Annotated in this window: 14 protein-coding genes; 5 read left to right on the top strand and 9 right to left on the bottom strand. The window is 68.3% G+C overall.

The window, feature by feature from the left end; translation table 11 throughout:
- Positions 1 to 2 precede the first annotated feature (2 nt).
- Both AC1REM_RS04695 and AC1REM_RS04700 read left to right on the top strand, forming a co-directional pair.
- The gene (locus tag AC1REM_RS04695) at positions 3 to 359 is read left to right on the top strand and encodes a TraR/DksA family transcriptional regulator (protein ID WP_492513567.1); all 357 of its coding nucleotides are present in this window, start codon (positions 3 to 5) and stop codon (positions 357 to 359) included.
- A gap of 31 nt (positions 360 to 390) precedes the next feature.
- Entirely contained in the window at positions 391 to 1,617 is a 1,227-nt protein-coding gene (locus tag AC1REM_RS04700; protein WP_492513568.1) for an MFS transporter, read from the top strand.
- A 240-nt stretch (positions 1,618 to 1,857) separates the two neighbouring features.
- Here AC1REM_RS04700 and AC1REM_RS04705 read toward each other — a convergent pair whose 3' ends face one another.
- From AC1REM_RS04705 to AC1REM_RS04715, 3 genes are all read right to left on the bottom strand, one after another.
- On the bottom strand, positions 1,858 to 2,955 hold the full coding sequence (locus AC1REM_RS04705; RefSeq protein ID WP_492513569.1) for an ABC transporter permease: 1,098 nt from the start codon (positions 2,953 to 2,955) through the stop codon (positions 1,858 to 1,860).
- Positions 2,952 to 3,848: an ABC transporter ATP-binding protein gene (locus AC1REM_RS04710; RefSeq protein WP_492513570.1), complete on the bottom strand. Its 897-nt coding sequence runs from the start codon at positions 3,846 to 3,848 to the stop codon at positions 2,952 to 2,954. The genes AC1REM_RS04705 and AC1REM_RS04710 overlap by 4 nt, the downstream gene beginning before the upstream one ends.
- A 95-nt stretch (positions 3,849 to 3,943) precedes the next feature.
- Positions 3,944 to 5,131, bottom strand: coding sequence for a benzoate/H(+) symporter BenE family transporter (locus AC1REM_RS04715; protein ID WP_492514470.1), 1,188 nt, complete (start codon positions 5,129 to 5,131; stop codon positions 3,944 to 3,946).
- Positions 5,132 to 5,290: 159 nt separating this feature from the next.
- Between AC1REM_RS04715 and AC1REM_RS04720 the strand changes: the two genes are divergently transcribed.
- Positions 5,291 to 5,857: an NADPH-dependent FMN reductase gene (locus AC1REM_RS04720; protein WP_204938798.1), complete on the top strand. Its 567-nt coding sequence runs from the start codon at positions 5,291 to 5,293 to the stop codon at positions 5,855 to 5,857.
- Between the two features lie 62 nt (positions 5,858 to 5,919).
- Here AC1REM_RS04720 and AC1REM_RS04725 read toward each other — a convergent pair whose 3' ends face one another.
- The 3 genes from AC1REM_RS04725 to AC1REM_RS04735 all read right to left on the bottom strand — a co-directional run bounded on the left by AC1REM_RS04725 (position 5,920) and on the right by AC1REM_RS04735 (position 8,276).
- A complete protein-coding gene (locus AC1REM_RS04725; RefSeq protein ID WP_492513571.1) occupies positions 5,920 to 6,147 on the bottom strand; it encodes a multidrug transporter in 228 nt (75 codons plus the stop codon).
- 147 nt (positions 6,148 to 6,294) lie between these two features.
- A complete protein-coding gene (locus AC1REM_RS04730; protein WP_492513572.1) occupies positions 6,295 to 6,975 on the bottom strand; it encodes a response regulator in 681 nt (226 codons plus the stop codon).
- On the bottom strand, positions 6,972 to 8,276 hold the full coding sequence (locus AC1REM_RS04735; RefSeq protein WP_492513573.1) for a sensor histidine kinase: 1,305 nt from the start codon (positions 8,274 to 8,276) through the stop codon (positions 6,972 to 6,974). The genes AC1REM_RS04730 and AC1REM_RS04735 overlap by 4 nt, the downstream gene beginning before the upstream one ends.
- Before the next feature lie 165 nt (positions 8,277 to 8,441).
- Between AC1REM_RS04735 and AC1REM_RS04740 the strand changes: the two genes are divergently transcribed.
- A complete protein-coding gene (locus AC1REM_RS04740; protein ID WP_492513574.1) occupies positions 8,442 to 8,888 on the top strand; it encodes a VOC family protein in 447 nt (148 codons plus the stop codon).
- Positions 8,889 to 8,910: 22 nt separating this feature from the next.
- Positions 8,911 to 9,543: a dihydrofolate reductase family protein gene (locus AC1REM_RS04745; protein WP_492513575.1), complete on the top strand. Its 633-nt coding sequence runs from the start codon at positions 8,911 to 8,913 to the stop codon at positions 9,541 to 9,543.
- Between the two features lie 3 nt (positions 9,544 to 9,546).
- Here AC1REM_RS04745 and AC1REM_RS04750 read toward each other — a convergent pair whose 3' ends face one another.
- The 3 genes from AC1REM_RS04750 to AC1REM_RS04760 all read right to left on the bottom strand — a co-directional run bounded on the left by AC1REM_RS04750 (position 9,547) and on the right by AC1REM_RS04760 (position 11,970).
- Positions 9,547 to 10,395 (bottom strand): Cof-type HAD-IIB family hydrolase, encoded by an 849-nt coding sequence (locus tag AC1REM_RS04750; protein WP_492513576.1) that lies wholly within the window; start codon positions 10,393 to 10,395, stop codon positions 9,547 to 9,549.
- Positions 10,392 to 11,237: an exodeoxyribonuclease III gene (locus tag AC1REM_RS04755; RefSeq protein WP_492513577.1), complete on the bottom strand. Its 846-nt coding sequence runs from the start codon at positions 11,235 to 11,237 to the stop codon at positions 10,392 to 10,394. The genes AC1REM_RS04750 and AC1REM_RS04755 overlap by 4 nt, the downstream gene beginning before the upstream one ends.
- 190 nt (positions 11,238 to 11,427) lie before the next feature.
- On the bottom strand, positions 11,428 to 11,970 hold the full coding sequence (locus AC1REM_RS04760) for a YbhB/YbcL family Raf kinase inhibitor-like protein (protein ID WP_492513578.1): 543 nt from the start codon (positions 11,968 to 11,970) through the stop codon (positions 11,428 to 11,430).
- Positions 11,971 to 11,974 lie beyond the last annotated feature (4 nt).

The following is an 11,974-nucleotide window of genomic DNA, read 5'->3' on the forward strand; positions in this document are numbered from 1 at the left end:
GCATGACTCCCGAGTTCGCGCACTTCCGCACTCTGCTCGACGACCGGCGTGCCGAGCTCGAAGAGCTTCTCGCGCGGCTGGAGCGCGACGAAGCCAGCATCCGCCATGACCGCGCCGACGCGACCGCCGATGACGAGCACGACCCCGAGGGCACGACGCTCTCGGGGGAGTGGCAGAAGCTCGACGGACTGCAACGGTCGATGAAGGCAGAGCTCGCTGAGGTTCTCGCCGCACTCGGCCGTATCGACGACGGCACCTACGGAACCTGCATCCGCTGCGGCCAGCCGATTCCGAAGGGGCGGCTGGAGGTGCGGCCGATGGCGACGATGTGCGTGCCGTGCGCAGAGAAGGCGAGCTGAACGGCGCGCGGCGCGTGACAGGATTGTTCGGATGAATGCCTCGGGTGACTCCTCGACCGCCGACGCCCGTGTGATCCCGGATGCCGCAGCCCGCCGTGCGCGACTCGCGGTCGCCGCGCTCTTTCTCACCAACGGCGCGCTGTTCGCGAACCTGCTGCCGCGGTACCCGGAGATCAAGGCGGCGCTCGGCCTCGACAATGCGACGTTCGGGCTCTCGGTGGCGGCGCTTCCGGCGGGCGCGATCGTCGCAGGTCTTGCCGCGGCAGTGATCATCCGCCGCTTCGGGTCGGCGCGCGTCGCCGTCTTCGGCACGACTCTCACGAGCCTCGGCTTCCTTGCCGCAGGCCTCGCGCCGTCGGCGGCGCTCTTCGCGCTCGCGCTGCTGCTGGCGGGCGCGAGCGATGCGATCACCGATGTCGCCCAAAACGCGCACGGGCTGCGTGTGCAGAAGCGCTACGGGCGTTCGATCATCAACTTCTTTCACGCGATCTGGTCGATCGGTGCGGTCATCGGCGGCGTCATGGGGGCGGCGGCGATCGCGCTCGGCCTGCCGGTCGGCGTGCACCTTGGCATCTCGACGGCCGTGTTCGCGACGGTCGCGCTGTTCGCGCTGCGCTTCTGCCTGCCGGGCAAAGACGAGGCGGATGCTGTCGCTGACGTCCCCGAGGCTCTCACCCCGCCGCGCCGCGGCGTGAGCCCCCGGATCATCGTGATGCTCGCCGCGCTCACCCTCGTCGCGATGGCGGGCGGTATCGCAGAAGACGCCGGCAACTCGTGGGCCACGATCTACCTCGCCGAATCCCTGGGAGCGGCACCCGCCATCGCGCCCATCGGCTTCATCGCCCTCGTCGGAGCACAGTTCATCGGGCGCATGCTCGGCGACCCCATGACCGACCGGTTCGGTGCCCGCGTGGTCGCTCGCGTCGGCGGCCTGATCGCCGCGGTCGGGATGGGACTCGCACTCGCCTTCCCATCGATCCCCGGCACGATCGCCGGTTTCGCGGTCGTCGGTTTCGGCATCGCGACCCTGATCCCGGCGGCGATGCACGCGGCCGACGAGCTGCCCGGCCTTCGGCCCGGCGTCGGCCTCACGATCGTCTCGTGGCTGCTGCGCCTCGGATTCCTGCTGTCGCCACCGTTCGTCGGTTTCATCGCCGACAATGAGTCGCTCCGTGCCGGGCTCCTCATCGCCCCGGTCGCGGGGATCGTCGCGCTGCTTCTCGCCGGCGCCCTGCCCTCGCGTTCGTCACGGAAATAGCTCCGCTCTACGCGTCCAGCCCCGTCGGCCCGTCCACCCGTCGCACTGGTCCCAGCAATACAGGCGCTACGTCACATGGCGGCAGAGTTTCTGAGACCGCTGGGAGCGCCGGCCGTGAGCGGTCCCAGCAACGCGGCCTCGGCGACCGGAAGTGCCGTCTTTCTGGGGCCGCTCAGAAGCTCGGGAACACAAAGCGCCCGTCAGGTCCGAAGACCTGACGGGCGCTGTCCCAGCGGTGTCTCAGCCCCGCAGGGCCTCCTTGAGCTTCACACGGCTGCCCATGCGCAGCAGCGAGTTCTCGTAGATCTTCGCGCCGATCGCGATCGCTACGCCGCAGCTGACGAGCAGGATCGCGAGCGAGACGAGCGGCTCCCACCACTGCGCTTCGCCGACGAACAGGCGCATCGGCATGCCGACGGGCGCCGAGAAGGGCACGTACGACAGGATCGTCATGACCAGCGGGTTGTCGTTGAAGAAGATGACGAGGAAGTACGGCAGCATCACGAGCATCGTGATCGGCATGGTCGTCGATCCGATGTCCTCCTGGCGCGAGACCATCGCGGCGGCGGCGGCGAACAGCGACGCCAGCAGGATGAATCCGAAGAGGAAGAACACGGCGAACCACAGGATCGGTGCGCCGAGGAACGACAGCACCTCGCTCTGCCCGGTCACCGAGAGCCCGACGACGGCGATGGCGGCGAGCAGCAGGATCTGCCCCATCGCGAGCACCGTGTTGCCGAGCACCTTGCCGGCCAGGAGCGTACGGGCGGGGATGGCCGAGATCAGCAGCTCGACGACGCGCGTCTGCTTCTCTTCGACGACGCTCTGCGCGATCGTGCCGCCGAACGTCGATGCGGCGATGAGGAAGACGATGCCGAAGGCGATGGCGATGAAGTAGCGCAGCATCCCATCGGTCGTCGCCGGCTCGAGAATGTCGACCGACGGGACCTTCGCGAGCTGCATGAGCAGCGAGTTGGAGACGCCATCGAGGAAGACGGCGCTGTACCCGAAGGTCGGGTCATCGCTCGGAACGATCGCCACGCTCACGTCGCCGTTGCGCACCAGTTCTTCGGCAGCGGCAGCATCCGCGACCTCGGTGATCTTCGTGTTCTGCATCGCCTCGGCGACAGCGACGGTCTCGGAGGTCACGGCGATCGCCGTCGGGTCGGGGTTCTTCGCGGTGAAACCGCCGAAGAGCACGCCGGCGAGGGCGATCAGCATCATGATCCCGGTCGAGATCATGAACGCCTTGCTGCGCAGCTTCGAGCCGATCTCGCGCTCGGCGACCAGCCAGACCGCGGACGTCTCGCGCACCGGAGTGCGGGTGGGGGTGCTCACTGGATGACCTCCTTGAAGATCTGGGCAAGAGTCGGATGCTGCGGGGCGAAGCTGTTCACTCCGCCGCGGTCGACCGCGGAGCGCAGTACGCGCTGAGCGGTGTCGGGGCTGTCGACGTCGAAGACGGCCGAGCCACCCTCGAAGTCGACGACGGTGACGCCGGGCTCAGCGCGCAGCCAGCCCGCGTCTCCGGCAGAGACGAGTTCATAGCGGGGCGCCGAGTACTGCGCGCGGAGCGCATCACGCGACCCCGATGCGCGGATCGTGCCGCCGGCGATGATGACCAGATCGTCGCAGAGGCGCTCGACGACATCGAGCTGGTGCGAGGAGAACATTATGGACACACCCTGCGCGGCGCGCGCCTGCAGGACGCCGGCAACGACATCGACGGCCAGAGGGTCGAGGCCCGAGAACGGCTCATCGAGGATGAGCACCTCCGGGTCGTGCACGAGCGCCGCAGCGATCTGTGCGCGCTGCTGGTTTCCCAGCGACAGCGACTCGATCAGCGAGTCCAGACGCTCACCCAGGCCGAGCTCGGTCAGCAGCGCGGTCGCGCGCGCCGTGGCATCCGCCTTCGAGAAGCCGTGGAGGCGTGCCAGATAGGCGACCTGCTCGAGCACCTTCATCTTCGGGTACAGCCCGCGCTCTTCCGGCATGTAGCCGAAGCGACGGCGGTCGGCGGCCGTGATCTCCTGGCCGTTCAGCGTGACGCTGCCGCCGTCGGCGGACAGCACGCCCAGGATGATGCGCATGGTCGTGGTCTTGCCGGCGCCGTTGCCGCCGACGAAGCCCGTCAGGCGGCCAGGAGCGACCGGGAAGGTGATGTCATCGAGCACGCGCCGCGAGCCGTAGCTCTTGGTGATGCCGGAGAGGTTCAGCTGCCCTGTTGTCATACCTCCACGGTACGAATCCGCCGGGCGGCGGACATCCCCCGCGCGGCGGATTCTCATGGGTCATCCCTGCGGTGGAGTCGTCGCCCTTGACGGGGTCAGCGTCGCCCGAGATGCAGGACGCCCCGCACGAGCAGCCCGGCCACGATCGCCCAGAATGCCGCGCTGATGCCGAGGACCGCGACACCGGAGGCGGCCACCAGGAACGTCACCACGGCGGGGATGCGCTCGCCGGGGTCGTCGATCGCCTGCTGCACGGATGAGCCGAACGCGGCGAACAGGGCGATGCCGGCGACCGCCGGGATGACGGCGGGCGGTGCGAGCAGGACGAGTGCGGCGAAGGCGGCCGCGCATCCGCCGAGCAGAACGTAGGAGACCCCCGTGGAGAGCCCGGCGACCCACCGCCGCCTCGGGTCGGGATCCGCCTCGGGGGCTGCGGCCAGCGCTGCGCTGATCGCCGCAAGATTGATCGCGTGACCTCCGGCGGCGGCGCCCGCGGCAGTGCCCAGGCCCGTCACCAGCATCGCCGGACGCCACGGCACCTCGTATCCGAAGCTGCGCATGATCGCGATGCCCGGGACGTTCTGCGACGCCATCGTCACGACGAACAGCGGCAGGGCGATGCCGATCACGGCACCCAGCGTGAAAGTGGGTGCCGTCCACTCGAGTTGCGGGATGAGGAGGGCGGGATCGACCGTCTTGCCGGAGGTGACGACGCCGATGATGACGACGACGGTCGCGGCGACGAACGCCAACGGCACCGCCCAACGTGGCGCGAGGCGCGCGAAGATCAGCCAGGTGATCGCGACCGGCGCGACACCCCAGGGGTTCAGCGCGAGCCCGGTGACCGGCGCGAGACAGAGCGGCAGCAGCACCCCGGCGAGCATGGCCTGGGCGATCGACGCGGGGATGGACGCGATCAGCGCGCCGATCTGCGGCACGAGTGCGGTGAGCAGAATGAGCGCCGCCACGACGAAGAAGGCGCCGACGGCGGCGGGCCACCCGCCCTCGACGACGCCCGTGGCGGCGAGGAGCGCGGCGCCCGGCGTCGACCAGGCGACCGTGATCGGCATCCGGTAGCGCGTGGCGAGCACGATGCAGGCGATGCCCATCGTGAGGCTCAGCGCGAGCAGGCCGCTGGCGGCCTGGCCCGGGGTTGCCCCGACGGCGGCGAGTCCGGTGAGCACGACCGCGAACGAGCTGGTGAACCCGACGAGCGCGGTCACCACCCCCGCGATGATCGGGCGCGACAGGGGTGCGATGGTCGGCGCAGAAGAGTTCGTCATCGAGACCTCGCGGTAGGCGGATGCTTCGAGGCTAGCGTCGCTCGCGGTCTCCGCGAGGTATCCGCTCTCAGAAGTTTTTTGCATTCATTGGAATAGAGTTGCCCGACGCGTGTGTTCTCTTCTTCGTACGCACCACCTCAGACGCACAAAGGATTCTCTGTGACTCGCACCATCGGCTACATCGTCGGCAGCATCTCCAGCACCTCCATCAACCGCAGCCTCGCCACCGCGCTGGAGAAGCTCGCACCAGAGGGCACGACGCTCGTCGAGATCCCGATCAAGGACCTCGGCTTCTACTCGCCCGACCAGGACGCCGACTACCCGCAGGTCGCCCGCGACTTCAAGCAGGCCATCGCCGATGTCGACGGTGTCCTCATCATCACCCCCGAGTACAGCCGCTCGATCCCGGGTGTCCTCAAGAACGCCCTCGACTGGTCGGCACGCCCCTGGGGCCAGGGCTCGTTCAACGAGAAGCCCGTTGCGGTCATCGGCGGCTCGATCGGCGGCGTCGGCACGGCGGCTGCGCAGCAGCACCTGCGTGCGATCCTCGGTCACTACAACGCACTGACGATGGGTCAGCCCGAGGGCTTCATCCACATCACCCCCGGCCTCATCACCGAGGACGGCGACGTCACCAACGCCGGAACCGCAGAGTTCCTCACGGCATGGCTGGAGGCCTTCAACCTGCACATCTCGCGCTCGCACGCGGCTCTGCAGCTGGTCTGATTCAGCCCGAACAGCACACGGCGGATGCCCCGAAGACACGATCTTCGGGGCATCCGCCGTTTTCACCGGGTGATGGCGTCCTCATCGGCACCTGGCGCGCCAGGGCCAGGGCCGGGACGCACCTCGGCGTCGGGTGCGATGTCGACGCGAGTGTTGCCGTCATGCCTGCTGACGGTGATCCGCGCAGCTGCATCCTCCTCGGTGGCTTTCGGCGCCGTGGTGAGCTGATCGCGACGCTTCTCGGCGCGAGTCATCTCGTCGTCTTCGGGCGGAGGTGTGGTCTCAGACATTCCTGCTCTCCTTATCGTTTCCCACTGGTCAGGCGGCCGCAGCCACGCTATGCGGGGACGCTCGAGTGCACGACGGGGTTGACACGCGGGGCGCTCTGGCGAAGGGGCCAGGTGCAGAGGGGATCGCCGACGCCGAGTGGGAATCGTTCAGGCGATGCCGTGTCGCAGGGCGAGCACGATGGCCTGCACGCGGTCGCGGGCTCCGAGCTTCTGCAGCACGCGGGACACATGCGTCTTCACCGTTGCCTCACCGATGAAGAGGGCAGCCGCGATCTCGGCGTTGCTCCGTGCCTCCGCCATGAGCCGCAGCACCTCGGCTTCCCGCTCGGTCAGGGGCTCTGCGAGCACCGGAGAAAGGGAGCCGGATGCCGTGCGGACCGCGCCTGCCATCGGCGTCCCCACCGGTGCAGTGAAACGCTGCAGCACGCGTCGGGTGACCTCGGGGGCGAGGATACCGTCGCCAGCGCCGAGTGCGCGTACGGCCGTGACAAGCTCCTCCGGCGTCGCGTTCTTCAGGAGGAATCCGCTGGCACCGGCGTCGAGCGCGGAGAACAGATAGTCATCGTGATCGAAGGTCGTCACGATCGCGATCGCCGCGGTGACGTTCGCATCCGCGACGATGCGGCGGGTCGCCTCGATGCCGTCCATGTCGGGCATCTGCACGTCCATCGTGATGACGTCCGGCTGCAGAGCGGATGCGGCGGCCACCGCCTCCGCGCCGGTGGCAGCCTCACCGATCACCGTCATGTCGGGCTGGGAATCGATGATCGTGCGGAAACCGGCGCGCAGCATCGCGTGATCGTCGACAAGCAGAACACGAAGGTTCATGAGGCGGATCCTGTCGCGGCGGAGGTCGGGGTCAGGGCATTCGACGCCGTGTCATCGCGCAGCGGAACCGTCGCCCGCACCCGGAAGCCGCCGTGCTCGCGCGGCGTCAGCTCGATCGTGCCTCCGGATGCCAGAGCGCGCTCACGCATGCCGACGAGCCCCAGGCCGGGGCGCAGCACTGTCACCCGCCGTCCCGTGTTCACGACCTCCAGCTCGACATCATCCCCACCGAATCGCACCCGCACATCCGCAGACGCATGGGGCCCGGCGTGGCGCCGCGCATTCGTCAGCGACTCCTGCGCGATGCGGTAGAGGTTCACCGCAGTCAGGGAGGGGATCGGCGTAGGGTCACCGACGACGGTGTAACTCGTCGGGAGCCCCGCCTGCTCGGAGGCGGCGATCAGATCTGGGATGTCATCCAGGCTCACCGTCGACCCTGCTTCGTCAGTCTCGGTGTCCGGAGTGCGCAAGGTCTCGAGCAGATGCCGCAGCTCACCGATCGCGGTTCGTGCCGAATCCTCCACGCCCCGGAGAATGCGCCTCGTCTCCTCAGGATCCTGATCCAGCACCATCCGCGCAGCACCTGCCTGCACACCCATCACCGAGACGTGATGCGCGACCACATCGTGCAGTTCGCGTGCGATGCGCACCCGATCGAGAGCGACCGCCTGTGCTGCCGTCAGCTCGCGCTCGCGCTCCAGATCGGCGGTGCGCTGCTCCAGAACCGCACGCTGCTGCGCGGACGCCCAACTGCGCTCGCCGAAGTAGTAGGCGCCGCCGAAGTAGAGCACGTTCGTCAGGACGTTGATCAGCATGAACGCGATGTAGGGCGAGAACAGCCCCGCGGCGATGTCCATCTCATCCGCGTTGATGAGCGCGTCACGGAACATCGTGACGATGAGCCAGATGAACATCCCCACGATGATCGCGACGCGCACGAGCATCGCGCGCATCCGGTCGTTCATCCAGGCGCCCGCTGTGTACAGACCGATGAACATGGCGATGTTGCCCACATAGATCTCGGGAATGCGCAGCGTGACCGCGGCGAAGTACGCCGCAGCGACAACGACGGCGACGATCGCCGGCCACCGGCGGCGCACCGCGAGCGGCGCCGAGATCGCGAGGGCATAGATCGGAGCCGCCCACAGCGGCCCCTGCTCATCGCCGTACACCTCCGCGATGGAGCTGAGCCCGGCACTGAGCACCGCACCGACGAACACCACTCCCGCGAGGATGCCATCCAGGCGGTGATCCCGCGGGGTCGGGATGCGCGGCACGAGAGGCGCAGACGAAAGGGACATGTTTCCACCGTACGGGCAGGGCACGGCGCGCAGCATCCGTCACAAGGGGGATCTGCCGCGCCCGCGCTGCGGGACGAAGTGGGGCTTGACGATGCGGATGCGGTTTGCGAGCATCGCCGTGTCGCGCCGAAACCTCGTGTGCGATGCCGCGCCGAAGGAGTCACCATGACCAAGGTCTTCGTCAATCTGCCCACCGCCGATCTCGAACGCTCCAAGGCGTTCTACGTCGCTCTTGGATGCGAGATCAATCCGCTCTTCACCGATGAGAACGCCGCGAGCGTCGTGTGGAGCGACGACGTCTACTTCATGATGCTGACGCGCGACTTCTTCACCACGTTCACCGACAAGCGGCTCATTGAACCCAAGGACGACGTGCAGGTGCTTGTCGCCCTCTCCCGCGATTCTCGCGACGATGTCGACGCGATCGTGGCCGCGGGGCTCGCCGCCGGTGGCACCGAACCGCGCCCGGCCACCGACTACGGCTTCATGTACTCGCGCGATCTGGAAGACCCCGACGGCAACGTGCTCGAGTTCGTCTACATGAGCGAAGAGGCCGCCGAGCAGGGACCCGAGGCGTACCTGAACGACCAGGACGGGCTCGGCGCAGCCTGAGGTTGCGGCGAGAACCTCGATCATGAGCGCGGCAGGACGCATCGTCATCGATCTGTTCACGACCCTCGACGGCGTCGCGCAGGCGCCGGGAGGCCCGGAGGAAGACCCCTCGGGCGACTTTCCCTTCGGCGGATGGCAGGCTCCGCTGATCGACGAGGCGGTCGGCACCGGCGTCGATGAGGCCATGCGTGACATGGACGGGCTGCTGCTCGGCCGACGCACGTACGACATCTTCGCCGGATACTGGCCGCACCACACGACCGGGCCGGAAGGGGCGATCGGGCAGCTCTTCAACCGGATCCCGAAGTACGTCGCCACCCGCGACCCGGGGTACCCGCTGGAGTGGGAGGGCTCGAGTCGCATCGGGGACAACCTCACGGCGGAGATCGCACAGCTGCGCACCCGCCACCGCCAGGTGAACGTCATCGGCAGCGTCGACTTCGTGCAGACTCTGCTGGCCGAACGGCTCTACGACGAACTGCGCATGTGGGTCTACCCGATCGTGCTCGGCACGGGCAAGAAGGTGTTCCCCACGGGTGCCGCTCCCGCCAATCTGCGCCTCACGACACCGCCGGTGGTGTCGGATCGCGGCGCGGTGCTGCTGCGATACGCCCCCGAACCGGGGATCCCACAGACCGGGACGATGGGGGAGTAGGGGTCAGCGCAGGCGCAGCATCCGCTCGATCACCTGAGCGACCCCGTCATCGTCGTTCGATGCGGTAATCTCGTCCGCCGCGTCCTTCGCGGATGCCTCGGCGTTCGCGACCGCGACGCCATGCCCCGCCCACTGCAGCATCTCGACGTCGTTCAGGGCGTCGCCGAACGCGAGCACCTCATGCTGCGCGATACCGAGATGGGCGCAGAGCTGGGCGAGACCGGTGGCCTTGCTGACGCCCTCGGCCATGACTTCGACGAACGGGGCGCCGGAGAGAGTCGCCGCGAAGCCGGTGAGTCCGAGCGCCTGCAGGGATTCGTAGATGAGCGGAGGGGCGAGTTCGGGATGCCGGACGACGAGCTTGAGCGTCGGTGCATCCAGCACCTGATCGAGCGGTACGCCGCCCATCGTCTGCGGATCGCGTTTGTGGTCGTTCAGCTGCGCGATCGCCGCGTAACCGTGCTGGGCGACGAAGGCCTCGCCGCCCTCACGGACGCTGGCGAACAGCAGGCCAGGGATGCTCGCGCTCAGCGCCTCGGCGACCGTGCGCAGCGTCGCGGAATCGAGTTCGTCGGCGAAGAGCATCTCATTGGTCGTGAGGTGGATGCCGAAGGATCCGTTGCTGCAGAGTGCCCATGCGTCGAAACCTGCACCGGCCGCGACCGCCCGCAACCCGATCGGCTGACGCGCGGTCACGGGCACCACCTGGATTCCGGCGGCACGGGCCGCGTCGAGCGCGGCACGGGTGCGTGCTGAGACCTGCGCGTCGGAGGCCAGCAGCGTTCCGTCGAGGTCGGTCGCGATCAGGCGGACGCGTGGCTCCGTCGCCTCCGGAATCTGAGGCGTGCTCACGCGAAGATCATCGGCATGTCATCGTCGTCTTCGTCGCTTCGCAGGTCGAGATCGACGACGACGGGCACGTGGTCGCTGGGCTGCTCGCCCTTGCGCTCATCGCGGTGGATCGATGCGCCCGTCACTGCGTCGGCCAACGCACGGGAGCCGAGCACGAAGTCGATGCGGATGCCCTCGTTGCGGGGGAACTTGAGCTGCTGATAGTCCCAGTACGTGTAGCCGGTGGGAAGCAGTGGACGCACGACATCGGTGAGGCCCGCGCCCTCGAACGCGAAGAATGCGGCGCGCTCTGGCTCGGAGACGTGGGTCGAGCGGCCCTTCACGATGGCCGGATCGCCGTTGTCGTCATCGAACGGGATGATGTTGAAGTCACCGACGAGCGCCAGCGGGAGATCAGGCTTCGTCCTGAGCTCTGCCTCGGTCGCCGTGCGCAGCGCCTCCAACCAGTGCAGCTTGTACTGGTAGTGCGGGTCGTCGAGCGAGCGGCCGTTCGGCACATACAGGCTCCAGACGCGCACGCCGTTGATCGTGGCACCCAGCGCGCGGGCCTCCAGCGGAGCATCCGGACCTTCATGCCCCTTCGCGAAGCCCGGCATTCCTGCGAAACCCGTCTCGACATCGGTCATGGGCTCGCGGCTCGCGATCGCGACGCCATTCCACTGGTTCAGTCCGTGCACCTCGACGTGGTAGCCCGCCTCTTCGAAGGGCGCGTACGGGAACTGCTCGGGCTTGCACTTGATCTCTTGCATCGCGAGCACATCGATGTTCTCGCGAACCGCGAACTCGACCGTGCGACGAACACGGGTGCGGATGGAGTTGACGTTCCAGGTGGCCAAGCGCATGCCCCCAGCCTACGGCGGGGGCCGGACATCGCCGGACCGTCCGATGCCGGCGGCTGGCCAGACCAACATGGGTGCCCGGGGGACGGATGGCGGGAGAAATACCGGGTGGCGGGAGAAACAGCCGGGCCGGGGGTGCGGATGCTGCAGGCTCCCGCCATCCGTCCCCGCATAGGGGGTGTGGATGCTGCGCTCAGTGCTCCGTCGGATCCGCGGTGCCGATCAGCACGCCCCGGGCGAGCGTGTGGAAGTGCCGGTTGAAGCCGAGGATTGCCGGGGTCGATCCTGCGGGGATCTCCAGGTGGTCGATGTCGAGCGCATCCACCACGAAGAAGTAGCGGTGCACGCCCGTCCCCGCGGGCGGGGCGGCACCGATGTAGCGCTCGGTACGCGCCTCGTTGGGAAGTGTGAGCGCACCCAGCGGCAGCGCGCCCTGGTCGCCCGAGCCGACGCCGGCGGCCAGACTGCGGATATCGGCGGGGAGGTTGTAGACGGCCCAATGCCAGTATCCGGATCCGGTCGGAGCATCCGGATCGAAGCACGAGACGGCGAAGCTGCGCGCGCCCACCGGCGGCTCGCCCCAGGCCAGTGCGGGGGAGCGATCCGCGCCGCCGCGGCCTTCGGCCCACGCCGACAACGGCAACGGGCCGCCATCTGTGAAATCGGGGCTCGTGAGCGGCAGGGGGGCCATCGGGCGCAGCGCGGCGAGCTCGGCATAGGGGTCGAACGAGAACATGTGA

Source organism: Microbacterium sp. GW823-FHT02G05, from assembly GCF_058797175.1.

Excerpts from the sequence above, each read along its gene's own strand:
- AC1REM_RS04725 (WP_492513571.1), bottom strand. The coding sequence starts at position 6,147 with ATGTCTGAGACCACACCTCCGCCCGAAGACGACGAGATGACTCGCGCC.
- AC1REM_RS04715 (WP_492514470.1), bottom strand. The coding sequence starts at position 5,131 with ATGACGAACTCTTCTGCGCCGACCATCGCACCCCTGTCGCGCCCGATC.
- AC1REM_RS04755 (WP_492513577.1), bottom strand. The coding sequence starts at position 11,237 with ATGCGCTTGGCCACCTGGAACGTCAACTCCATCCGCACCCGTGTTCGT.
- AC1REM_RS04735 (WP_492513573.1), bottom strand. The coding sequence starts at position 8,276 with ATGTCCCTTTCGTCTGCGCCTCTCGTGCCGCGCATCCCGACCCCGCGG.
- AC1REM_RS04740 (WP_492513574.1), top strand. The coding sequence starts at position 8,442 with ATGACCAAGGTCTTCGTCAATCTGCCCACCGCCGATCTCGAACGCTCC.
- AC1REM_RS04730 (WP_492513572.1), bottom strand. The coding sequence starts at position 6,975 with ATGAACCTTCGTGTTCTGCTTGTCGACGATCACGCGATGCTGCGCGCC.
- AC1REM_RS04710 (WP_492513570.1), bottom strand. The coding sequence starts at position 3,848 with ATGACAACAGGGCAGCTGAACCTCTCCGGCATCACCAAGAGCTACGGC.
- AC1REM_RS04700 (WP_492513568.1), top strand. The coding sequence starts at position 391 with ATGAATGCCTCGGGTGACTCCTCGACCGCCGACGCCCGTGTGATCCCG.
- AC1REM_RS04745 (WP_492513575.1), top strand. The coding sequence starts at position 8,911 with ATGAGCGCGGCAGGACGCATCGTCATCGATCTGTTCACGACCCTCGAC.
- AC1REM_RS04760 (WP_492513578.1), bottom strand. The coding sequence starts at position 11,970 with ATGTTCTCGTTCGACCCCTATGCCGAGCTCGCCGCGCTGCGCCCGATG.
- AC1REM_RS04695 (WP_492513567.1), top strand. The coding sequence starts at position 3 with ATGACTCCCGAGTTCGCGCACTTCCGCACTCTGCTCGACGACCGGCGT.